The following is a 22,485-nucleotide window of genomic DNA, read 5'->3' as shown; positions in this document are numbered from 1 at the left end:
CGTGTTAATTTAAGTTTACCGGAGAAAAATCAGCAAGTTAGGGCTAATATGTCTCATCTCACCATCGACACGGAAAATAATCAGCGTCAACCCTTTGAATTACCGGGGGCTAAACCCCATTATAACCCCGATCGACCCGGACAAGTTAATCATATTTTTCTCGATTTAATTATTGATATTCCCCGACAAAGTTTTCAGGGCAGCTGTCAGATTACCCTCACCCCCATTCGTCAGGGAATTAGCAGTTTAACTCTGGACGCGGTGGATTTAAATATTAATTCTGTGTTCATTGAAGGTATCAGTCAACCCTTTGACTATGATCGGTCTCTCCTGACTATTCATCTGCTACAACCCACTACCGATAAACCGATTATCCTCACGATTAACTATGAGGTTAAGCAACCACAACGGGGATTATATTTTATCGGCCCCGATGAATATTATCCCGATAAACCGATTCAAATTTGGACCCAGGGAGAAGATGAAGATTCTCGCTTTTGGTTTCCCTGTTTTGATTACCCCGGTCAATTAGCTACCTCCGAAATTCGGGTTAAAATTCCCCAACCCTATATCGCTATTTCTAACGGGCAATTAATCTCGGTGGCAACCGTTGGTGAAGACAGAATTTATCACTGGTCACAAAAGCAAATTCATCCCACCTATTTAATGACTCTTGCGGTGGGAGATTTTGCCGAATTATGCGACTCATGGAATGGTGTTCCTGTCACTTATTATGTGGAAAAAGGACGGGAAGAAGAGGGCCAAAGAAGTATGGGTAAAACTCCCCGCATGATCGAGTTTTTTAGCCAAAAGTTTGGTTATCCCTATCCCTATCCCAAATACGCGCAAGTTTGTGTAGATGATTTTATTTTTGGTGGGATGGAAAATACCTCCACCACAATTTTAACCGATCGCTGTTTAATTGATCAAAGAGCCAGCATCGATCATACTTGGACAGAAAGCTTAGTTGCCCATGAATTAGCTCATCAATGGTTCGGTGATTTAGTGGTAATTAAACACTGGTCTCACGCTTGGATTAAAGAGGGAATGGCTTCCTATTCTGAGGTTTTATGGACAGAATCGGAATACGGAAAAGCAGCTGCTAGTTATTATTTATTAGGGGAAGCAAGAAGTTATTTAGAAGAAGATACTTCCCGCTATCGTCGTCCGATTGTTACTCATGTTTATCGAGAAGCGATCGAACTTTATGATCGTCATCTCTACGAAAAAGGTGCTTGTGTTTATCACATGATCCGCTCTATTTTAGGGGAAGATTTATTCGGAAAAGCGATTCAGACTTTTGTGCGAGATAATGCCCATAAAACCGTGGAAACTGTGGACTTATTACGGGCGATCGAAAAAGCGACCGGGTACAATTTATTATTCCTCTTTGATCAGTACGTTTATCGCGGTGGTCATCCCGATTATAAGGTTGCCTACAGTTGGGACAATCAGAATAATTTAGCCCAATTAACTGTCACCCAAACCCAGGACGAAAAGGAACTATTCGACTTGAAAATTCCCGTCGCTTTTGCCTATCTCAACTCTGAAGATCTTACCTACAATCTGCGGATTCACCAAAAAGAACAAACTTTCTATTTTCCCCTAGCACAAAAGCCCGATTTTGTCAAGTTTGATCGGGGTAATAATTTCCTCAAAACCGTCACTCTTGAGTATCCCATCGGTGAATTAAAAGCGCAATTACAACAGGATCCCGACCCGATTTCCCGTATCTATGCAGCCATAGCCATTGCTAAAAAAGGCGGTTTAGAAGCGATCGAAGCTTTAGGGACATCCCTAGAAAATGAGCCTTTTTGGGGGGTGCGTGTGGAGGTGGCCAAACAGTTAGCAACTCTTGGTTTAGATCAGGCAGTTACTGCTTTAATTAAAGGTTTAAACGATGAAAAAGCACAAGTACGTCGGGCAGTTGTCGAGGGATTAAGTGAAATTAAAACCTTAGATAGTTATAACGCGCTTAAATCCCTACTAGAAGCCGGAGATGCTAGTTATTATGTGGAAGCGGCCACGGCCCGAGGATTAGGCTCTATGGCCGTGGGACAATTGCAAAATCAAGAAGGGGAAATTATTGACCTGCTCAATCATATTTTACAGTTAAGAAAGGGGTGGAATGAGGTAGTAAGAGCGGGCGCAATTGGGGGTTTAAGCCAGTTAAAAACCTCGCCGGCGGCTTTGGAGTCAATTTTGACCTACACAGCTTTAGGCACGCCTCAACCCCTGAGATTAGGAGCTATCCGCGCCCTGGGAGCGATTTCTTCCGGACAAAGCACGGATAAATTAACCGTAATTTTGGAACGTTTAGAAACCATTGCCAAGGAAACTTTTTTCTTGACGCAAGTGGCAGTGTGTAACGCTTTAGGACAGATAGAAAATGCCAAAGCTATCGTTATTTTACAAGCTTTGAGCGATCGAACTCCCGATGGTCGCGTCCGTCGTGTAGCCGAGGAAGCAGTACAAAAAGTCCAGAAAAAATTAGGTTCCGACAAAGCAATTCAGGAAATTCGCGAGGAATTAGAAAAAATGAAACAGGAAAATCAGGAACTTAAAAGTCGTTTGACCAAATTAGAGGCGAAAAATAGTTAGTTAAGCTGAGTTATCAGTTATCAGTTATCAGTTGAGTATAGGCTACATATCAGAACAGGCAAAAGGCAATAGGGGCAATAGATAATCAGTTTTTAATAACCAGATTTTAGTATCATTCATTAGTTATCTGTTTACTGTCTTGAGAGAACCATGGGATTAGGAGAAACAGACACCAGAGCCAAATTAATTGACCCCGTCCTGCATCAAAGAGGATGGACAGAGGATTGTCTCAAGCGAGAAGAAACGCCAGGGGCCATTCAAATTATCGATGGGGAAGCCGAACGCGCCAGGGGAAGGATCGATTATACCCTGCGAGTGGCCGTCAGTAGCGACAGCCAACCCTTAGCCGTCGCCCTAATAGAAGCAAAAAAGGAAGATGCGCCCCCCACTGAAGGCTTAGAACAGGTCAAACGCTATGCCAAAGGGTTAAATGTACCGTTTGTGTACTCCTGTAACGGTCATCTTTTTGTCGAATATGATCGCACGACGAATATAACTTCACCCCCTCAACCCCTCAGCCAATTTCCCACCCCAGCCGAACTGAGGGGGACGCTGCGGCATCGTCCTAGATGAAGGGGTGTTATTTCGCACCAATGAAAATGCCTTTGTCCAGAGCAAACGAAAACTATTAAACGACTGTAACCTCTGGTGTATCGTTAGTTTGCCCGCAGGGACTTTTGTGGCTGCCGGTGGGGGTGTTAAAGCTAACATCCTCTTTTTTACTAAAGGCAAACCCACTGAAAAAATCTGGTATTATGACCTGTCCGATGTCAAAGTTACCAAGCGCAAACCCCTGATGATGAATCACTTTCAGGAGTTTCTAGAACTATTACCCAACCGAGAAGATAGTGAGAGAAGTTGGACAGTCACCCGTGAAGAAATCGAAGCCAAAAACTTTGACCTCAAAGCTGTCAATCTTAACACCAAAGTAGATGAAGATAAAAGCACCGCCAAGGAATTGCTAGATTTTATTGAGGAGAAAGGTAAAGAAGTTGCTCTAACTCTATCAGTGCTGAGAAAGTGGGAGCGGTGAAAGTCACTTACAGCCCTTATCCTCAAGGTGAAGTATAACCTAATTTAGTAGAACTCTTGCATAATTTTTTGATGGTAAGTACCTAAGCAAAATTAATTACACATATCTAACCACCTCTTGCCTCCTGCCTTTTGCCTTTTGCCTATCTTCACTAGGAAATTAATTTTGCACGACTACTTATCATACTTGAAAATCCCAATTAGTAGCTGCTCAAAATACCGAGGAAATTATCTGTGTCTTTTGTGGGAAAGGCAGCGGTCATGATTTTAGTTTATTTAATTCCTAGAGGAGTAATTTCGGGGCTGTCAACCAGAATAACTCACACTTGCCTAGGGGATTTTGTTGATTGGGAACCTCTAGACCAATTATTCCCGCTTTTTTGACCGATAATTTTCCTTGAAACTTGCCCCAAACTAGCATTTCCGTCCAATAGCCTAAATCCGGTTCGTGGCCCACCAGTGCGAGCGCGTTTTCCTCTCGCTGATAGTCCGACTTTTGCCACCATTGCACCCAATCTTGAATATTGCCGTTGGGAGATAGGGGATTAAATTGCTCAATTTTACGGCTTAAACCCGCTTTTTGCAAAATTTCGGCGGTTTGCACGGCACGCACCAGGGGAGAGGTCAAAATTAGGTCAAATTTCACCCCCAACTGTCCTAATCTTTGGGCAACTTTAGCAGTTTTGGCCCTACCTTCCTCGGTTAAAGGACGTTCCCTATCGTTGAGATAATCCCCCGATTGTCCTGCTAATCCATGACGCACAAAATAAAGTTTCATATCAGTGTCGGGTCGGTCTTGGTGATGATAATAAATAGCTGAGATTTAATACCTAGGTGCGAATTACCTTTTCATCGGGGTTAACTAGATGGGAAAGTTTCTGTTTAATTTGGGTGTCATACAGTTCCCACTTGAGTTTTGCGTATTCGGCATTATTATTAAAACCACCGAGAAAACCGATAGGAATTTCAAAACCTCCGGCCATATAACGACCACCACCAAAAAAGCGACCTTGGTTATCCTGTCCGAAAGCTTCTTTGAGAAATTCATCGGGATCTAGGGTAATTTTACTGGTACGCATAGAACCGATGACTAACTCGATCTCCTCATCTTCATCGTGAACGATACCATAAACTAAAGCCGTGTGAACATTTTCCTCTGTCACCAAAAAATCTGCAGCTTGGGGAATCGCATCTCGGTCATCATAACGCAAATAACCGACCCCGGCGATCGAATAATTATTTTTAATAATACGGTTTTTCAGGGCCCGTTCAATCACATCCATCACCCGTCGGGATCTGGCCGATTGCAGGACAGCGTTTAATAATTGAGCATCGTAGAAACGACTGAGATAACCAGCAGCGATAAATTCACACTCTTGCGCTTGCATTAAATTATTCGTATCCGATCGCAATCCGTGCATCAAGGCTGTGGCACACTTAACATGGACGGTATCGCTACTATTAAAACTTATTAACCCTTTTTGGATATATTGGGTTAATATCGTCGCTGTTGCCCGGATTTGGGGACGAATATCGACAAATTCCGCCTCTAGCTCCCCTTGGCGAGTATGATGATCAATCACGGCAATAATGGGAATTTTTGCCTGTTTAACCAGAGTGGTTAACTGACTATTGGTTCCCTGACCATCGACAAAAACACAACCCTGATAAACCGAAAGATCTCTATCCTTGAGGGTATGGACTCCCCAACGTTTAGCCGGTAAACCCGTTAGTTTTACCAAGGCGACATTTTCCTGATGGGAGAGAGTACCCGCATAGACTATATCACAGTGAATATCGTACTGTTCGGCGATAATTTGATAGGCCCAGGCACTAGAAAGAGCATCGGGATCCGGGAAATCCTGCATCACCACAATTTGATTTTCGCCACGATGATTTTCCAAAGTACGTCGCAGGCGATCGATCAGGGAAATAAGTAGGGTATCATTACTAACCGTGACTGGAGGAAGGGGACATACTGCCGGTGCTTCCCCTACCACTACATCGGTTTCGAGGGACTTGGCAGGAACTAGACTCAGTAATTCAGCCATCATTTTTAGAAAAGTTTGCTTAAAGGTAGATTCAGTCAGGATTTTTTGAGTTAATTAATTCTAGACGATATTCTCGCTCGATCGGTTCATCTCAATTATTAAGCTTTTCTTGCCCCTAGCTCCTTACTCTGGGGCTATAACTCTAGTCTATCAAAAGACCCCTGCCGTTTGTTCTGGGAGAGGAGTTAGGGGTGAGAGCAATTAACCATCGCTGCCACGCTGCCGGGAGCATCTCACCTTTGCAATGAGCATAAATACTTAGTGGAAAAATTGGCTTTTCGAGGGTAATTCTTGTTTTAATTCTCCATGTACGCAGTCTTTAAAAGCCTCTATTTCGTTCCAAGACACGATTAAGAGTGGCTTTTAGGCTAAGTATAATTACTCATTGCGTAAATGATATGCTCCCTCGCTGCCATTACCTGTGAAAATAGATAATTTAGATAGTCAACAGCTTACCATTAATCATGGATGAACCGATAGATATTGAAGTAGTTAGAACTGAAGCACTAAGAAAGCTGGGTAGAAATATAGTTAATTTTTCAAAGATTGAAGGTATTTTAAAGTATCTACTTTCAGTGACTCAGAGCGAGGAATTATCAACATCAACCCGTAACCAGTTGGTTGACAATTATGAGAGATTTCGTAAGCAACCATTAGGTAGCCTAGTTGGGAAATTACATAACACTGTGCTAGTGGATGATAGTCAGTCTGAACCTCAACTAGACTCTTCTGAGTTAGGTATGTCTTTGTCATTTAAGGTTTCCTATAGTGACCCAGATTTCTTAACTGCTCAGAAACAGGCTCTCTCAGACATTGTGGCGGAACGAAACAAGTTGATTCATGAAGATTTAGCGCTACTCGATACTAGCTCTATAGAAGACTATTATAAGTTAATCAGTTTTTTAGATGAACAAAACCCTCGATTATTAGCTCATCTTGAAGAGCTTGGGTGGATGTTAACCTCATTTATAGAGGGAATAAAAGACCTTCAAGAATTCATTAAATCACCAGACTTTCACCAGTTTATACAAGACCTCTTGCAAAAGTCTTAAGTCGATCCTTGTACAGCAACATTTTTGAAGATTATCAACTACTAATAAATAATTAACTGAAAGTCCCTCCCATTATTGTTTCTATCGTTTGTTTTCGGATTTATGCAAGAGGTCTACACTCTAGCCAATCCGATGCCTAACAAGCGCGTGTACAGGGAACGGCGGCAGACACTATCGGTTATGATGCAGACAGTTGGTCACACCCTGTCCCCAGGAAAAACTTTTTCAGCAAACCCTAAATATTTGCCCTGGTTTTTTATAGTAAAGTTATACTATGAAGGAAGCCAAGACGAAATTCTAGGGTTAAGCAATGGTTAGACAACTCGACGACAGCCCGAAAACCACAATCGTCTATCCCGATAGCGATGGTAAACCGATGGCCGACAATACAAGACAATTTCGCTGGATTACGACGATTAAAGCGAATCTAGACTGGTTATTTGCCAATAATGCCGATGTTTTTGTCGCCGGTGATTTACTCTGGTATCCCGTGGAGGGAGATAATAAGACTCGGCAAGCACCCGATGTCATGGTAGCTTTTGGCAGACCGAAAGGGGAAAGAGGTTCCTATCAACAGTGGAAAGAGAACAATATCCCCCCGCAAGTGGTTTTTGAAATTCTCTCTCCGGGTAATACCCAAACGGAAATGACCAGAAAACTACTGTTTTATGACCGTTATGGTGTGGAAGAATACTACATTTATAATCCCGATAAAAATGATTTGGGTGGCTGTATTCGTCGGGAAAATCGGCTCGAAAGTCTGGAAAATCTCGATAATTGGGTAAGTCCTCGCTTGGGCATTCGTTTTCAATTAGCCCAACCAGAGTTACTCTTGTATTATCCCGATGGTCAACCTTTCACCAGTTACAACCAAGAACGACAACGGGCCGAAACGGAACGACAACGGGCTGAAGTGGAACGACAACGGGCTGAAACGGAACGACAACGGGCCGAAAGGTTAGCGGCAAAACTGCGGGAGTTAAATATTAATCCCGAAGAAACTTAAAAAAATTATCGATTGATGGAGTCGATCGAGATAGTCTCGCTACAATAAAAGTAAATAAATATCAAGTCCTCTAGCTAGAGTCGCAACAGTAAGCCCAGAAAAAATGCGATCGGGCAGGGTTGACTAAATCGACGAAGCAATCGCTAAATAGGGGTAATTTCCGCCCAATTCTCCCCAATCCTGAACGGGAGAGGCAGAACCGAAAATTTTCTATAAAATTTCGGTAAGGGTGGAAAGATCAAGTAAGTTAGCGTTAGGGCTTAATCTTCGCCACGGAAAGTAGAACTATGACAGTTTGTGAATATCGGCCAGGTTTAGAAGGAATTCCCGCCGCCCAATCGAGTATCAGCTTTGTGGATGGGCAAAAGGGAATCTTAGAGTATCGGGGCATTCGGATTGAGGAACTCGCCGAAAAAAGTACCTTCCTCGAAACCGCCTATCTCCTTATCTGGGGTGTTCTGCCCACGGGGGCGGAACTGGAAGAATTTGCCGATGAAATCCGTTATCATCGACGCATCAAGTACCGTATCGAAGACATGATGAAATGCTTCCCCGAAAAAGGTCATCCCATGGATGCGCTACAAACTTCGGCGGCGGCTTTAGGGTTATACTATGCCCGTCGGGCTTTGGATAATCCCGAATATATCCGTCAGGCAGTGGTGCGGTTATTAGCGAAAATCCCGACTATGGTGGCGGCGTTTCAATTAATTCGCAAAGGTAATCATCCCATTCAGCCCAATGATAGTCTTGATTATGCGGCCAATTTCCTCTATATGTTGACGGAAAGACGACCGACGGATTTAGCGGCGAAGGTTTTCGATGTCTGTTTGACTCTCCACGCCGAACATACCATGAATGCCTCGACTTTTTCGGCCATGGTGACGGCTTCCACTTTAACCGACCCCTACGGTGTCATCGCTTCAGCAGTGGGAACTCTCGCCGGCCCCCTCCACGGTGGGGCAAACGAGGAAGTATTGTTAATGTTAGAGGAAATCGGTTCGGTGGCTAATGTTCGTCCCTATGTGGAAAAATGTATCGCCAATAAACAAAAAGTTATGGGTTTTGGACACCGGGTATATAAAGTTAAGGATCCCCGGGCGACGATTTTACAAAATCTTGCCGAACAATTATTCGCGGAATTAGGTTCCGATGAATACTACGATATCGCCCTAGAGTTAGAACAAGCAGTGGTGGATATCTACGGCGAAAGAGGTATCTATCCTAATGTGGATTTCTATTCGGGATTGGTTTATCGGAAATTAGGCATTCCCAATGATTTATTTACCCCGATTTTTGCCATCTCCCGGGTGGCTGGTTGGTTGGCCCACTGGAAAGAACAATTAAATGCTAACCGCATTTTCCGTCCTACCCAAATCTACACCGGAGAACACGAAGTCCCCTATACACCGATCGAACAACGTTCTTAGATTTTATCTCCCATTCTTGATGGAAACACGGTTTCTCGCCTTTGTCAATCTTTCCTAGGCGAGATTTTTTGTCTCATTTCCTGTTATATTGATGGGGCAAGGAAACAGTCCAGCGGCTTTCAGCTTGGTCAGTTTCGGTGTATATAGCCAGGCAAGGTATTTACTTCTAGATAGTCGGACAGAAAAATATTAAAGATTATGGTGAAATTTTGGCGGGGATTAACGGTATTTTTAATTTCTTGTTTATTGCTGATTTCCCTAACTGCTTGTGGTAATCAAGTTAGACGCAATCAAGTGGTCATATCGGTATTAAGTGACCCAAAAACCTTTAATGCTGTTTTATCGGCCGAATCCCCGAATATTTTTGGGTTAACCTACGAAGGACTATTAACAGAAAATCCCATTACTGGCAAAAAAGAACCGGTCTTAGCAGAATCTTGGACAATTTCCGATGATAATTTAAACATTATTTTTACTATGAGAGAGGGTTTAAAATGGTCGGATGGTCAACCCTTAACCGTTGATGATGTGGTTTTTACCTATAAAGACTTATATCTAAATCCTGATATTCCTAACAACTACCGCGATAGTTTAAGAATAGGATTAAAAAAAGAATTTCCAGTTATCACTAAACTAGATAATCGCCGAATCGAATTTAAACTCCCCGAACCTTTTGCTCCTTTTTTAGATGCTGTCAGTTCACCGATTTTACCTAAACACGCTTTAGAAAAAACTATTCAGAAAAAAAGCCCCGATGGTAGGTTAGAATTTCTCTCCACTTGGGGGTTAGATACTCCTCCTGATAAAATTGTTTTTAATGGTGCTTATAAACTAAAAGAATATATCACGGGACAAAGGATTATTTTTGAGAATAACCCTTACTATTGGAAAAAAGATGACCAGGGACAACAATTACCCCATATAACTTCAGTAATTTGGGCAATTGTTGAATCTCAGGACACAACTTTACTACAATTTCGCTCGGGAAGTTTAGATTCTATTGCGGTAACTCCCGAATTTTTCTCCCTCTTAAAAACCGAAGAAGAAAGAGGAAATTTCACTATTTTTAATGGGGGACCTGCCTACGGAACCCAATTTATCGGTTTTAATCTCAACCAAGGAAAACGCGACGGAAAACCCCTAGTAGAGCCAATTAAATCCAGGTGGTTTAATAACTTAAATTTCCGTCAAGCTATTGCCTACGGCATTAATCGTCAAAGAATGATTGATGATATCTATCGAGGATTGGGAGAAGCACAAAATTCTTTTCTTTCTATCCAATCGCCTTTTTACGATAAAAACCTGAAAGGTTACAATTACAATCCCGAAAAAGCCAAAGAATTATTATTAGAGGCGGGATTTAAGTATAATAGTGATAATCTCCTAGTCGATGCCGATAATAATCCCGTTAGATTTAACCTGATTACTAATGCAGGTAACAAAATCCGGGAAGCAATTGGCGCACAAATTAAAAATGATTTAGCCGCAATAGGAATTCAAGTGGATTTTCAAGCGATCGCTTTTAGTAATTTAGTTGATAAACTAAGTAATAGTCTAGATTGGGAAGCACATATTTTAGGTTTTACCGGCGATAATGAACCCCACGCCCCCAATATTTGGTATGTAGATGGAAATCTCCACGCTTTTAACCAACAACCTCAACCCGGCAGCCCGCCGATTCAAGGCTGGCAAGCGGCGGATTGGGAGAAAAAAATCGCCGATTTATACGTCAAAGGTTCCCAAGAATTAGACTTTGAGAAGCGCAAAGTTATCTATAATGAAATTCAACAACTTCAACAGGAATACGTCCCGTTTATTTATCTAGTTAATCCCCTCGCTTTGGGGGCCGTGCGTAACTGCTTTGAAGGAATACAATTCTCCGCCTTGGGTGGTGCATTCTGGAATCTAGAAGAATTAAAGAAAACCTGTGGAGGTGTTTAATGACTCATTTTGGTTTCCTCTGTCCTACAACTTCTGGACATATTTATTCTCTCCTACCTTTAGGAAAAGAATTACAAAAACGCGGTCATAAAGTTACCTGTTTTTTAACTCTTGATGGTGAAGAAATGGTGCAAGCAGCTGGCTTAGATTTTCAGGCAATTGCACCCGACAAATATCCGAAAGGCACATCAGCCAAAAGTTTAGCCGAAATTGGTCAATTACGGGGAACAGCCGCCGTCCGACGCACGGTAGAATTAGTAACTGATTCTACAGCGACCCTCTTTGAAACTATCCCTCAAGAGATGCGTCGCTTGGGAATTGATGCCCTAATTGTCGATCAAGTCTCCGCCTCAGGGGGTACAATCGCAGAAAAATTGGCTATTCCCTTTATCAGTTTTTGTTCGGCATTGGTTTTAAATCGTGATCCGCTTATTCCGCCCTTTATGACCAGTTGGGACTATAATCCCTCATTTATCGGGGTTATTCGCAATAAACTTGGCTATAAACTCCTTGACTCTCTGACTCGTCCTCTGAATGAGTTAATCAACCGGCAACGTCAAGAATGGGGGTTAATTCCCTATCAAAACATCAATCAACGCTATTCCCCCCTTGCCCAAATTAGCCAACAACCTGCCGAATTCGAGTTTCCTCGGCAAAATTTACCCGCTCACTTCCACTTTACCGGCCCCTTTCACGATTCCTCCACCAGAAAAACGATTCCTTTTCCCTACGAAAAATTAACCGGACAACCCTTGATTTATGCTTCCCTCGGTACAATTCAAACTCGCCTACAATCGACCTTTAATGCGATCGCCGAAGCCTGTGCCGATTTGCCGGTACAATTAGTTTTATCCTTGGGCAACACCGACTCTAACATTCAAATAACAACCAAAAACGCCCTAGTTGTTCCCTACGCTCCCCAATTAGAGCTTTTAACCAGAGCCTCTCTGACTATCACCCACGCAGGCTTAAATACTACCCTAGAATCCCTTGCGCAAGCTGTACCGATGGTGGCCATTCCCATCGCTAACGACCAACCGGGGGTATCTGCTCGGATAAAATGGTCGGGGACAGGGGAAGTGATTCCGATTTCCCGTCTAGAAGTTCCCCGTTTACGAAAGGCGATTGAAAAGGTCTTATCCTTCCCCAGTTACCGAGAAAATGCCCTGAGAATGCAAAAAGCACTACAGAAGACTGGAGGAGTGAAAATGGCCGCCGATATCGTCGAAAAAGCCATTTCTACCGGCCAACCCGTCCTATCGGTATAATAACCAGGGTCTGCTAAAAAAGTTTTTCCTGGGGACAGGGTGTCGGGTGTCGGGTTTTAAAAACGTTATCGAAAACAATTGACAAAAATCGCCCTTTATAACCCGTCCATGGCCTAACACAAACCGAAGAACTATAAAGATTAGATTGAACATTTCTGTGATTTCTGTCTAACAGCAATGGTCAGCGGTGATGAATGAACTAGAACATCGCCGCTTCATCGTGTTAGCTGGCTTGTGCTTAGAGTGTAAGTTTGCGGAGAAATCATGCGTATAGTAACTGATTATTAATACTATCAACAGTCAACGTGTTGACTAAAACACCAACCCGTTGCACGACCTCGTAGGCAGTTTTCTGAGGGACAACAATAATTCCACAATGTTCTCTGCCTTCCTCTATGAATTGAAGATGTAATCGTTCAAAATCAACTCGGTTGTGGGTGACAAGACATCTACCTAAAGAAGCGGCAAATTCTAATTGTTCGCTGTCAGTTTTGCCCAAAGTTGACTGCTCAGGAACAGTGGTGACATCTAAACCACGAGAACGCAGAAGTGTTGCAACTAACGCCGACATATCTTCGTCCATGTAAAGCGAAGCAAATATGCTCATAGCTTACCCAAAGCTGCCTTTACAGAAGGATGCACCAACTCATCGGGGACTTGGTTACGTTCAATGTACTCGTTAATTTCTGCTTGATGATCCAAATAAAAACTCAAGGCATCGAACACTTGTGCTAAGGTCAGATGAGGTAAATGAGTTGGAATTTCCTCTGGCATCACACCTAATCGCCACAGACCTACGATTGCGCGAATAGATGTGCGAGTGCCTTCAATAATTGGCTCTCCACCTAAAATCTCATTGTTTCTGGTGACATAACGTGAAAGAGTGATAATCGTCATGGAATTAGGTCTCTTAGGGAAATCGCTAATTCTATTTTAGCCAGGGACAGACATGACTTGATCATGGCATCTAGTCGCTAGAGGCATCGTCGGCTAGATGTTTTTTCGGCAACTTAACCTAAGACTGGCTCTAATAGTTTGACTAGAGAAAAAAGAGGTGCGTTACATTTCATTAACTACCAGAGCGGCGTACTGCTACGCAGTGCCTTCGGCATCGCACTGACACAAACCGAAGAACCATAAAGATTAGATTGAACATTTCTGTGATTTCTGTCCAACGGCAAAGTTAGCCTGCTTTTGGGGCAGGGATTAGCGCAAAGGTGGTGTTATACTCAGACAAAGTGCAGAAAGTCAAAATCCGTAACTTTCTTGAATCCATGCTGACAACTACTGAATTTGCGCCCCTGCTAAAGCAATTGTCTTACTCCGATAAGCTCTTATTACTTAACTTTCTTGTAGCCGAGTTGCTCAAGGATTCTGGTATTGTACCGATGTCTATTGAAGATGATCTCCCTAGACAAGGTTTACATGACTCTTTTGAGGCTGCCGCCATTCTTGCTCAAGCATTAAAAGAGAAACAAGAATTGACTCATGGCTAATAAGGTAAGATTTGCTTTCACTGAGGTAGATCCTAGTCTTGGTGCATTAAGTGCGCTTCCTTATTTACCATTGACATTAACTTATCAAAGTCAATCCTTGAATGTTTCGGGTCTCTTGGATACTGGCTCTAGTGTTAATGTGTTGCCCTATGAAATGGGTTTAGCTTTAGGTGCAGTCTGGGAAAATCAAAGGCTATCTCTGCCATTAGGAGGTAATCTAGCTAGATTTGAAGCTCGTGCATTGGTTGTTAAAGCTACTGTTGAGCAATTCCCCACCGTAGATTTAGCCTTTGCTTGGACACAAGATAAATATGCGCCGCTAATACTAGGACAGATGAACTTCTTTCTTGCCTTTGATGTCTGTTTTTACAGATACGACTTAGCATTCGAGATTAGTCAAAAATAGTTTGACTAGAGAAAAAAGAGGTGCGTTACATTTCATTAACTAAGCAACCAGCGATCGCAGTTTCGCCTCAAGCGATCGCCCTATGAAAAGAGATTAATTTGTCTAAAGATTTGCTAAACTGAGGACAATAATCGCTTATTTTCAAGGTGTTAACTAAATGTGGTGGCAAAGTTCTCGGTTAGACCGTATTGAAGCCAGTCTAGAGGCAAGTCAGCAGCGAATAGAGCGAATAGAAAGCAATATTGACAGATTAGCAGCAATCAGTGAGGCAACGAATCGGCGTATTGATCGGTTTGTGGAAGCTACTGCTCAACAAATGGAGGAATCTAAGGCTCGTATTGACCAACTGCAACAAGGGATGGAACAGCTTCAGCGTGCAGTTGGCTATTTTTTAAGTCAGGACGGTAACTAACGATCGCCTTTTCAAAAATCAAAAAACCCCGTTAGCTTACAATCACTTGCTTCAATGAATGAACATGGTGCTACGGCTAGAGAAAAAAGAGGTGTGTTAGATTTCATTAACAACCAGAGCGGCGTACTGCTACGCAGTGCCTTCGGCATTGCACTTTTTTATTTTATAGACCGCTTGAAGGCACTTAACGAAAATATAGAAAACAAGGAAATAAGTGCAACAAAAACTTGCTGAATTGCAATAGAAAGGGGAGCAAATGCCAGCAAAGCAACTAGAACTAGAGCTAAGATTGAAAAGTAAAATCCAATCAATTGTGATTGCTTATTTTTACTGTAAGAAGGTTGTCCTTGTGTATTCATATTGTAATTTTGTTGCCTTACACTTGCTGGGGTAAATTCTCCATTAAGAGTGGTACTGCTATTGGGAAAGTTGTATTGAACGTTATATATCTGACGTGGTTCTTCTTGGAGATGTGCAATAACGTTACTCAAGATTTGAAAAAGTATTTCCTGATTAGGTTCTGATTTAATAGCTTCACTAAGTTCTATTACTACCTCAGCAACCTCAGGATCTTTCTCCACAGCAATTTCAATCTGAGTTAGGACTTCCCGATAACTTAGTTCTCCTTTCGATTCTTGTTCGACAACTTCTGGGTATTTCTGCTCCATAAGATCGAACAGTTTTTTGCTCAATTCCAGAGCTTTTGCGCTAACTTGATCATCAAGCTTTTTAGTAGCTTCCGTTACCGCTTCCGTGAAGATTATACTAGCAATTGCTGAGGCTGTTAAAGTTAGTGAATCCATAGTAAATTTTCCTTGAAATAATGCAAATACAAAGAGTGATTAAGATTTGGGAGGAAAAATTGATGATAATCTTTCATAAATTTTGTCAAAAAACTCTAAAAAATTATCATAAAGCTCGTCAAATGGAATCCTAAGTAAGGTTGCTAATCCTAAAAGAAGAACAAAGGTACCTACAAGCGGGGAGGTTGAGTACATTATACCCAGACCAATGGCAATAGTGCCTGATGAAGCAATCGTGATGGTTCTTTCCTTCTTGTCTTGGGTTAAACGCTCGTACTCCTGCTGCTTTTGAGCTTCCTCTATTTGCCTTTCCTGCCACTTCTGCCTAAGCGCAATATCTTTCAACTCTAAAAGCTCCCTAATTTTCTCTGCTGACTGCTCTTTTGCAATTAATCCATCCAAGCTTGCTAGAGGGGAGGGAGGCAATGGGACTATAGCACCAACTTCTTCCTGAACAATTGGTAAATTTTCCTTGAAGTCTTCAATTGATCGATCATCTGGATCTTGATACTGCATAGGCTTTGGAATAAGACTCAATAATCTGGTGGTCTAACTGAGAATTACACGGAAACTTTCAGCATATCACACCATTTTAGCACCATCGCCGGAACTTTTCCGCGTATCATACCCAAAAGCGTATTAGCCAGATTAAACAACCTCTTTTAAGTAGATTCCTAACAACAAGCTGAAATAAAATAGACTTTTCGGGAAGTCTAGCACTAATTCTTCAGTCCACCCCACAATTACCTAATTTTCGGGGAAAAAGTGCCAAAATTTTGCCCTCGATCACTCTTATGTTCGGCACTTTTTCAGGGCAAAAAAATCTAAAAATCTTAGCCAACAATGTTTTTAGATTTATTCAGCCAACCCTAAGTTAAATTTTGAGTTGATCGATTAAATCGCGCATAATTTTGGCCGAATTATGTAACTGTTCCGTTTCTCTGGGACTGAGAGCAAGATTCAGGGTTTTAATCACTCCTTTCTCGTTAACCACCGAGGGAATACTTAAACACACATCTTTGAGACCGTATTGACCATCGAGGAGAGTGCTAATAGTGAGAATTCTTTCTTGGGAACGTAAAATCGCTTTAACGATATCTGTGGTAGCTAAACCGATCGCATAGCTAGTATAACCCTTGCGTTTGATAATTTCATAGGCGGCGTTTTTAACCTGAAGAAAAATTTCTGTTAAGCTTTCTTGGTCGGTTGCGCTTAAATCCTGCCAATCTCCTTCGAGTAACCTTGCTCCTCCGATATTGGCCGAACTCCACACAGCAAGCTCACTATCCCCGTGTTCACCGATAATATAAGCGTGGACGTTACGCGCATCTACATGGAGTTGGGTGGATAAAAGAGAGCGTAAACGGGCAGAATCTAGCACCGTACCCGAACCAATCACCCTAGAAGGCGGAAAATGGGTGATTTTCAGGGTAACATAGGTCATGATATCGACGGGATTACTCACCACCAAAATCAAAGCACTGGGGCAGTAAACAGCCACATCCTCCAGAATACGGCGAAAAATCGCCACATTTCGCTCAAGGAGATGTAATCTGGTTTCTCCCTCTTTTTGGGCGGCACCAGCAGTAATAATCACCACATCGGCATTTTGTCCCACATCGGCCACGGTTCCCATTTTCAAGTCTGTGGGTTCAATAAAAGGCATTCCGTGCCTTAAATCCATCACTTCCCCTTCGACTTTATCCGTGGCGATATCTTGCAGAATTAATTCATCAAAACAGTCTTGAATTAACATCGAGTAAGCGCAGGCCATCCCCACCTGACCAACACCGATAATCACCCCCTTGCGAGGACGCAGAGGTGCGGGTTTTTCAGCGTAGGGATTGGGAGTAAATATTTTATCTAGCATAGATTTTTGCAGTTATTGCCTCGGTAAGCTCATTTTAAGGGGAAAAGGTTAATATCAGGTAAAAAGAGACTATCAAGAGATTTTGAGGCCGTTATCGGCAATTTTTTTCTGGTAATTGGTCGGACAAATTTCTTGTCTTTGATTCCCTGACCTCTAGTTTAAGAGAATTGAGGGCCGCTGACAGCTTCAGGCTATATCCTAAAATTAGGGATAAAGTGACAGTAGGAGGCGAACCGATGATCTATCACATCACCACGGAAAGAGGTTGGCGAATAGCTCGTGAAATGGGGGAATATCGGGCGTATTCCCTAAAAAATGAGGGATTTATCCATTGCTCCACCTTAGAACAAATTCCGAAAGTTGTGGCCGCTTTTTATCAAAATCAGCCAGATTTGCTGGTTTTAGCCATTTCTCCTGAACAATTGCAGTCCCCGGTCAAATGGGAGCAGCCCCAACATCCTAACCCAGAAAATGCCACTTTAGAGCTAGAAAAAGAGACCTTTCCCCATATTTACGGTGCTATCAACCTAGAATCGGTGGTTTTTGTCAAACCCCTACAGGAGTTGCTCAATTCCTAGAACTAAATCATCTAACTCTTGGTAATCGGGGAGAGTAGTATCAATGCTCAACCCGCGCCGAATCACGAGACGATCCCACTGTGGTCGCGATAATAGCTCGCTAAAGTAGCGAGCCTTGAAAATTAACAAATTTGCCTCTAGACCCGTCTTAATGCGCCCTAAATGGGGCAATCCGAGCAGATTTGCCGGGGTGAGGGTGACACTATTTACCCAGTCAGCGTAGGGTGTGTCGAGATGGGCAATCCGCACCGCTTGGGTAAAGACTTCTAAACCATCGTGATCCCCAAAACCATAAAAGGGATCGCGACAGTTATCACTGGCAAAAGCCACCGGAATTCCCGCTTTTTTCATCTCTTTTATCTTAGTTGTCCCGCGCCAAAAAGGGGTTTTTTCCTCTTGACGATCCTGTAGGTAGAGATTGCACATCGGCAAGCTAACGATAGCAATGCCCGCATTTTTGACTAAATTTAGGGTTTCTTGGATTATTTCAGGGGATTGTACCGCTAAACTGCAACAGTGACCACAGATGATTTGTCCAGAAAATTGCTCTTTGATGGCAGTACGCGCGATCGCTGCTAAACAGGTAGAATCGGAATCGCCGTTTTCATCCAGATGAAAATCGAGATTTAAACCCCTTTCTTGGGCTAATTTGAAGGTAATATCAATTTGTGACTGTAAATCGGGATTTGTGTAGGCTACTCCCCCTAATATGCCCCCAAATTCGGCGATTTTATCGGCTAAGGCCGCTCCCTCGGAGGTTTGATAGTAGTCAAGGGAAACTAGAGAAACCGCTTGCAGGGTGATTTTACCGGCCCATTGTCGTTGCAATTCTGCCAAAGCAGTTAAGCTAATCTGTGCCTGTTGACCAAAAGAGTCGATATGAGTGCGAATAGCGGCACTTCCGTGGGCATAACTGCATTTAACGCCGAATTCCATGCGACGATACACATCCTCTAAGCGCCACTCCCGTCGGGAATCCTCTAGGGCCATTTTTAAGGCGCCGTCAAAAGTGCCATCACGGTTAGGACAACGCTGCCAACTATGACCTTTATCGAGATGGGTGTGCATATCGATAAAACAAGGAAAAATAATCTTTTTTTTGAGGTCGATGACGGGAATATTATCTTCGGGGGGGATGGTTGAGGTGATGCGATTAATGTTACCGTCATTAATTTCCAGATTAACTAAGGTTAATCCCTCGGAGGTTTGGGGAGAGAAACTCTCATTTTCTAGCAGGGAAACGGGAATATGAGCATTTTTGAGCCAGTAGCGCTCGCTTGAGGGAATCATAAGACCTCTGGTAAAAATCAAAAATTGTTGTTAGGGTTAGGAGTCGGTCGTCAGGCGCTAGGAGTTAGGAGTCGGTCGTCAGGAGAATTAAGAATGAATAATAATCAATTATGCGGTATTAAGTAAGGAGTGTTAAATGGCATTAACAGTGCTATCTTTTCCCTGTTTACTGATCACTGATTAATGATCACTGATTACTGATTACTGATCACTGTTTACTGATAAACCGGTAGGCGTGGCTTTAATTCCCAGCCATAAACTGCTAAAAATTTCTTTAATTTATCGGGGTGTAAATGGAGGTAATCGGGATTAACTTCATCGATAATGCCAATACCGCCTAAATCCCGCGCTCCTGCCGCTAAACAATCCAAGAGAAAAAGAGGATCAGGGATTAGATTTGGGGGAATTTGAATGACAATATCTGGGGGCAAAATTTCCCTAGCTTGTCTAACCAGATCGGGTAATTTTTGCAGATCAAAAGGATTATTTTGCCACTGTTCTCTTTTACCCGGATTGTAGGGTTGTAGGATCACTTCTTGAATATGTCCCCAACGTTGATGAATAGCGGCAATAGTTTCTAAGGTTACTAAGCGATCGCATTCTGTTTCACCAATTCCTAATAATAAACCCGTGGTAAAAGGAATTGCTAATTCTCCCGCCCATTGTAACTGTTCTAAGCGCAAGGACGGCACTTTACTGGGAGCCTGACGATGGACAGTATTTAATAGAGTCACTGTCATTTGTTCTAACATTATGCCCATAGATAGATTGACATTTTTTAGTTTTTCCATCTCAGCAAAAGTTAAAACCCCCGCATTGGTATGGGGATAAAAACCCATATTTAAAGCCAATTCTCCCAAATTATAAATATGCCGAAACCATAACTCTCGATTGGCTGCTAAAGGATGAACTTCCCCGCTAAGAATTAAAATTTCCGTAATTTCCGAACCCTGCAAAGCAGTTAAAATCTCTTTTGCCTTGTCTAGACTTAACCAGCCATCAGTGCCTAAATCCCTGCGAAAATTACAATAACTGCAACGATTGAAACACTCGTAGGTAGGTACAAGGGTATGAGAGGGACTATAGGTGACAATTCTTGACATTTTTTTCGGAATTGGAGTTCATTACGAGCATTCAAGGGCGATAAAATTTGCTATCGTGGGAAGAATTGCTGTTTTATTCACCTAAAAACGCTCTCCCTTTTCGCTTCCTCCTATGATTTTCGATCCTGCCAGTCTTCCCTCCCATCGTCAAACGATTCGTCCGATTAGCGCCACGGCCCTGCACGGAATTGTATTTCAAGATGACAAATTAATCGCCATCGACGCAAAAAACGGCTATTTATACCAAATTGCCCTCGATACGGGTCATACAAGCGTACTTAATTCCCATCGCTGGCAAGAATTCGTCGGGACGACGGGATTGGCAATCGATGATCAAAATAACCTCTGGTTTACCACTCGCGAAAATCTCTACTGCTGCACTCTCGAAGATTTTACCCCGAAATTTTTTACCCGTCTTCCCTACACCGCTAACGGAGTCGCCGTAACTGGTAACACAATTTATGTCACTTGTCAACGTTCTGGACAAATCTTTATATTTGATCGCCAATCGGGACAGGAAATTACTCGTTTGTACGCGCCTGGTATCGGCATCGAAAATATCACCATTCGCGGGGAAGAACTTTGGCTAACGGATACCCTAGAACAAACGGTTTACTGTCTTGATCGCGCCACGGGAGAACAGCTTTTTAGCATGATAACTCCTTTTGAATCACCGACGGGATTAGCATTTTATCGCGATGCAAACAGTGGCAAGGATATCTTATATGTGGCCTATGCTTTCCAAGAACCCTTTATCCGCGATAATCCCAATTCCGAACAGGTTTACGAACTTAGTTATCGTCCGCGTACTTTTGTCCATCCTCTATATTTTCACTACGATCCCGCTAAAAAATACACCCTTTCTAACGGTTATCTGATCGAATTATCCTACGTCGAGGAATTGGAACCTCTATATAATATCGAACTAAAAGATGTGGAATGGCGCATCGCTTTACCCCTAGAAACACCGCGGCAAAAAATTCGCAGCGTCGAAGCGGTGGGATTGCCTTTTACTGAAGAAATTCAGGACGGGCAGCGGGTGGCAGTATTTAAGTTCAAGCAAATAACCGCCAAACAACGTCATATTTTTGGTTGGAAAGTAGTCCTAGAAGTGTGGGGAATTAAATACCAAATTACCCCCAAAGATTGCGAAGATTTACCCCCCTTACCCGCCGATTTTCCCGATCGCTATTTGATCGATAATGATGATCTGGCTATGAGTACAGAAATTATCCTCAATGCTGCCCAAGAAGCGACCGGTCGGGAAACCAATCTCCTCCGAAAAGTTTATAGTATTCGTAACTACGTCTATGATCAGCTTTCCTACGGCATCAAACCCAACATCGACACCCCCGATATTGCCCTGCGGCGCGGAGTCGGTTCCTGTGGGGAATATGTGGGTTTATTATTGGCTTTGTGTCGTCTCAATGGTATTGCCTGTCGTACGGTAGGACGCTATAAATGCCCACCCCATCCCCTCGAACGCAATTTACCCCTCGAACCGGATTACAATCACGTCTGGATGGAATTTTATCTGCCCTCTATCGGTTGGGTTCCCATGGAGTCTAATCCCGATGATATTTTTGAAGGTGGTCCCTATCCCAATCGTTTCTTTATGGGTTTAGCTTGGTATCATACGGAAATTGCCAAAGATATCCCCTTTGAACGAATGCTCAGTGAAGGACAACCGGTGTTAAAAACCCAAGTTCCCATCGGCGATTTAGCGATTAATCACGTTCAATTCATCATTCTTGAGGAATTAGCCCCAAAAGACTAGAATTCTGAGCCATCATCTAGGATGCCCATTTCTCTATCTCTGGCTTCTTTGAGTTCTTTGACCATTTGCAAACCCGCACCCACACAGAAGCCCAGGGCTGCCCCGGCACCGGCAAAATAACGTCCATAGATGATTTGATAGTTATAGGGATTTTTATAGTTGACTTGGCTGGGATTGCGTTCAATGCGGCTAATGCCATAACCGATACCTGCCCCGACTAAAGCCGTCACTAGGCCTGAAAATAGAACTAGACGAAAGTTCATGATCTTATCTCCCGATGGACTCTGACTTTAGATTATCGCTGAAAATTAGTTCCTGGCAAGCGATAGCAATAATTCGTTAAGTAGTCGTGCCAAATTAATTTCCCTTGAG

At 42.7% G+C, this 22,485-nt stretch carries 23 protein-coding genes and 1 pseudogene; 14 read left to right on the top strand and 10 right to left on the bottom strand.

The features are described 5' to 3' along the window. Nucleotides 1-48: 48 nt before the first annotated feature. From IM475_RS03435 to IM475_RS03420, 4 genes and pseudogenes are all read left to right on the top strand, one after another. On the top strand, nt 49-2,601 hold the full coding sequence (locus tag IM475_RS03435) for a M1 family metallopeptidase (RefSeq protein WP_287726738.1): 2,553 nt from the start codon (nt 49-51) through the stop codon (nt 2,599-2,601). A gap of 150 nt (nt 2,602-2,751) precedes the next feature. Beyond that, nucleotides 2,752-3,174: a type I restriction enzyme HsdR N-terminal domain-containing protein gene (locus IM475_RS03430; RefSeq protein ID WP_287726692.1), complete on the top strand. Its 423-nt coding sequence runs from the start codon at nt 2,752-2,754 to the stop codon at nt 3,172-3,174. A 4-nt stretch (nt 3,175-3,178) separates the two neighbouring features. Next, complete coding sequence (locus tag IM475_RS03425) at nt 3,179-3,634, top strand: N-6 DNA methylase (RefSeq protein ID WP_287726691.1); 456 nt, start codon at nt 3,179-3,181, stop codon at nt 3,632-3,634. 190 nt (nt 3,635-3,824) lie between these two features. Further along, nucleotides 3,825-3,911 (top strand): annotated as a pseudogene (locus IM475_RS03420) (IS5/IS1182 family transposase); the annotation flags it as partial. Between the two features lie 5 nt (nt 3,912-3,916). Here IM475_RS03420 and sixA read toward each other — a convergent pair. Continuing rightward, complete coding sequence (gene sixA / locus IM475_RS03415) at nt 3,917-4,411, bottom strand: phosphohistidine phosphatase SixA (RefSeq protein WP_287726690.1); 495 nt, start codon at nt 4,409-4,411, stop codon at nt 3,917-3,919. A gap of 52 nt (nt 4,412-4,463) precedes the next feature. Next, entirely contained in the window at nt 4,464-5,687 is a 1,224-nt protein-coding gene (locus tag IM475_RS03410; RefSeq protein WP_287726689.1) for a DHH family phosphoesterase, read from the bottom strand. A 461-nt stretch (nt 5,688-6,148) separates the two neighbouring features. On the opposite strand from IM475_RS03410, the gene IM475_RS03405 reads away from it, so the two are divergent. The 5 genes from IM475_RS03405 (at nt 6,149) to IM475_RS03385 (ending at nt 12,378) form a co-directional block, all read left to right on the top strand. Next, a complete protein-coding gene (locus IM475_RS03405) occupies nt 6,149-6,736 on the top strand; it encodes a hypothetical protein (RefSeq protein ID WP_287726688.1) in 588 nt (195 codons plus the stop codon). A gap of 310 nt (nt 6,737-7,046) precedes the next feature. Next, on the top strand, nt 7,047-7,742 hold the full coding sequence (locus tag IM475_RS03400) for a Uma2 family endonuclease (RefSeq protein WP_287726687.1): 696 nt from the start codon (nt 7,047-7,049) through the stop codon (nt 7,740-7,742). Nucleotides 7,743-8,029: 287 nt separating this feature from the next. Further along, nucleotides 8,030-9,169, top strand: coding sequence for a citrate synthase (locus IM475_RS03395; protein ID WP_287726686.1), 1,140 nt, complete (start codon nt 8,030-8,032; stop codon nt 9,167-9,169). Between the two features lie 198 nt (nt 9,170-9,367). Beyond that, a complete protein-coding gene (locus IM475_RS03390; protein WP_287726685.1) occupies nt 9,368-11,110 on the top strand; it encodes an ABC transporter substrate-binding protein in 1,743 nt (580 codons plus the stop codon). After that, nucleotides 11,110-12,378: a glycosyltransferase gene (locus IM475_RS03385; RefSeq protein ID WP_287726684.1), complete on the top strand. Its 1,269-nt coding sequence runs from the start codon at nt 11,110-11,112 to the stop codon at nt 12,376-12,378. The genes IM475_RS03390 and IM475_RS03385 overlap by 1 nt, the downstream gene beginning before the upstream one ends. Before the next feature lie 262 nt (nt 12,379-12,640). On the opposite strand, the gene IM475_RS03380 is transcribed toward IM475_RS03385, so the two are convergent. Together IM475_RS03380 and IM475_RS03375 are read right to left on the bottom strand one after the other, a co-directional pair. After that, entirely contained in the window at nt 12,641-12,985 is a 345-nt protein-coding gene (locus IM475_RS03380; protein ID WP_002794977.1) for a DUF5615 family PIN-like protein, read from the bottom strand. Continuing rightward, on the bottom strand, nt 12,982-13,275 hold the full coding sequence (locus IM475_RS03375) for a DUF433 domain-containing protein (protein ID WP_002794978.1): 294 nt from the start codon (nt 13,273-13,275) through the stop codon (nt 12,982-12,984). Before IM475_RS03375 ends, IM475_RS03380 begins: the two co-directional genes overlap by 4 nt. 377 nt (nt 13,276-13,652) lie before the next feature. Between IM475_RS03375 and IM475_RS03370 the strand changes: the two genes are divergently transcribed. The 3 genes from IM475_RS03370 to IM475_RS03360 all read left to right on the top strand — a co-directional run bounded on the left by IM475_RS03370 (nt 13,653) and on the right by IM475_RS03360 (nt 14,692). Continuing rightward, complete coding sequence (locus tag IM475_RS03370; RefSeq protein ID WP_287726683.1) at nt 13,653-13,874, top strand: hypothetical protein; 222 nt, start codon at nt 13,653-13,655, stop codon at nt 13,872-13,874. Then, entirely contained in the window at nt 13,867-14,280 is a 414-nt protein-coding gene (locus IM475_RS03365; protein WP_002771473.1) for a pepsin/retropepsin-like aspartic protease family protein, read from the top strand. Before IM475_RS03370 ends, IM475_RS03365 begins: the two co-directional genes overlap by 8 nt. Nucleotides 14,281-14,437: 157 nt before the next feature. Continuing rightward, nucleotides 14,438-14,692 (top strand): hypothetical protein, encoded by a 255-nt coding sequence (locus IM475_RS03360; protein WP_002755102.1) that lies wholly within the window; start codon nt 14,438-14,440, stop codon nt 14,690-14,692. Between the two features lie 158 nt (nt 14,693-14,850). On the opposite strand, the gene IM475_RS03355 is transcribed toward IM475_RS03360, so the two are convergent. From IM475_RS03355 to IM475_RS03345, 3 genes are all read right to left on the bottom strand, one after another. After that, complete coding sequence (locus IM475_RS03355) at nt 14,851-15,495, bottom strand: hypothetical protein (protein WP_287726682.1); 645 nt, start codon at nt 15,493-15,495, stop codon at nt 14,851-14,853. 39 nt (nt 15,496-15,534) lie between these two features. Next, on the bottom strand, nt 15,535-16,011 hold the full coding sequence (locus tag IM475_RS03350; protein WP_287726681.1) for a hypothetical protein: 477 nt from the start codon (nt 16,009-16,011) through the stop codon (nt 15,535-15,537). A gap of 358 nt (nt 16,012-16,369) precedes the next feature. Further along, nucleotides 16,370-17,365, bottom strand: coding sequence for an L-lactate dehydrogenase (locus IM475_RS03345; protein WP_002773766.1), 996 nt, complete (start codon nt 17,363-17,365; stop codon nt 16,370-16,372). Nucleotides 17,366-17,601: 236 nt separating this feature from the next. Here IM475_RS03345 and IM475_RS03340 point away from each other — a divergent pair, with 236 nt between their 5' ends. Next, nucleotides 17,602-17,943, top strand: coding sequence for a DUF952 domain-containing protein (locus IM475_RS03340; RefSeq protein WP_287726680.1), 342 nt, complete (start codon nt 17,602-17,604; stop codon nt 17,941-17,943). Here the strand turns inward: IM475_RS03340 and IM475_RS03335 are convergent. Together IM475_RS03335 and cofG are read right to left on the bottom strand one after the other, a co-directional pair. After that, nucleotides 17,920-19,233: a cytosine deaminase gene (locus tag IM475_RS03335; RefSeq protein WP_287726679.1), complete on the bottom strand. Its 1,314-nt coding sequence runs from the start codon at nt 19,231-19,233 to the stop codon at nt 17,920-17,922. The two genes, IM475_RS03340 and IM475_RS03335, sit on opposite strands and share 24 nt — an antisense overlap. 215 nt (nt 19,234-19,448) lie before the next feature. Then, the gene (cofG, locus tag IM475_RS03330) at nt 19,449-20,336 is read right to left on the bottom strand and encodes a 7,8-didemethyl-8-hydroxy-5-deazariboflavin synthase subunit CofG (protein ID WP_287726678.1); all 888 of its coding nucleotides are present in this window, start codon (nt 20,334-20,336) and stop codon (nt 19,449-19,451) included. Between the two features lie 112 nt (nt 20,337-20,448). Between cofG and IM475_RS03325 the strand changes: the two genes are divergently transcribed. Beyond that, on the top strand, nt 20,449-22,113 hold the full coding sequence (locus IM475_RS03325; RefSeq protein ID WP_287726677.1) for a transglutaminase domain-containing protein: 1,665 nt from the start codon (nt 20,449-20,451) through the stop codon (nt 22,111-22,113). On the opposite strand, the gene IM475_RS03320 is transcribed toward IM475_RS03325, so the two are convergent. Then, nucleotides 22,110-22,376: a hypothetical protein gene (locus tag IM475_RS03320; RefSeq protein ID WP_149976144.1), complete on the bottom strand. Its 267-nt coding sequence runs from the start codon at nt 22,374-22,376 to the stop codon at nt 22,110-22,112. The genes IM475_RS03325 and IM475_RS03320 overlap by 4 nt on opposite strands. Nucleotides 22,377-22,485 lie beyond the last annotated feature (109 nt).

Origin of the sequence: Microcystis sp. M061S2 (assembly GCF_020245605.1) — a bacterium.
Classification (GTDB): Bacteria; Cyanobacteriota; Cyanobacteriia; order Cyanobacteriales; family Microcystaceae; genus Microcystis.
This window is presented reverse-complemented; position numbering and strand designations above follow the sequence as displayed.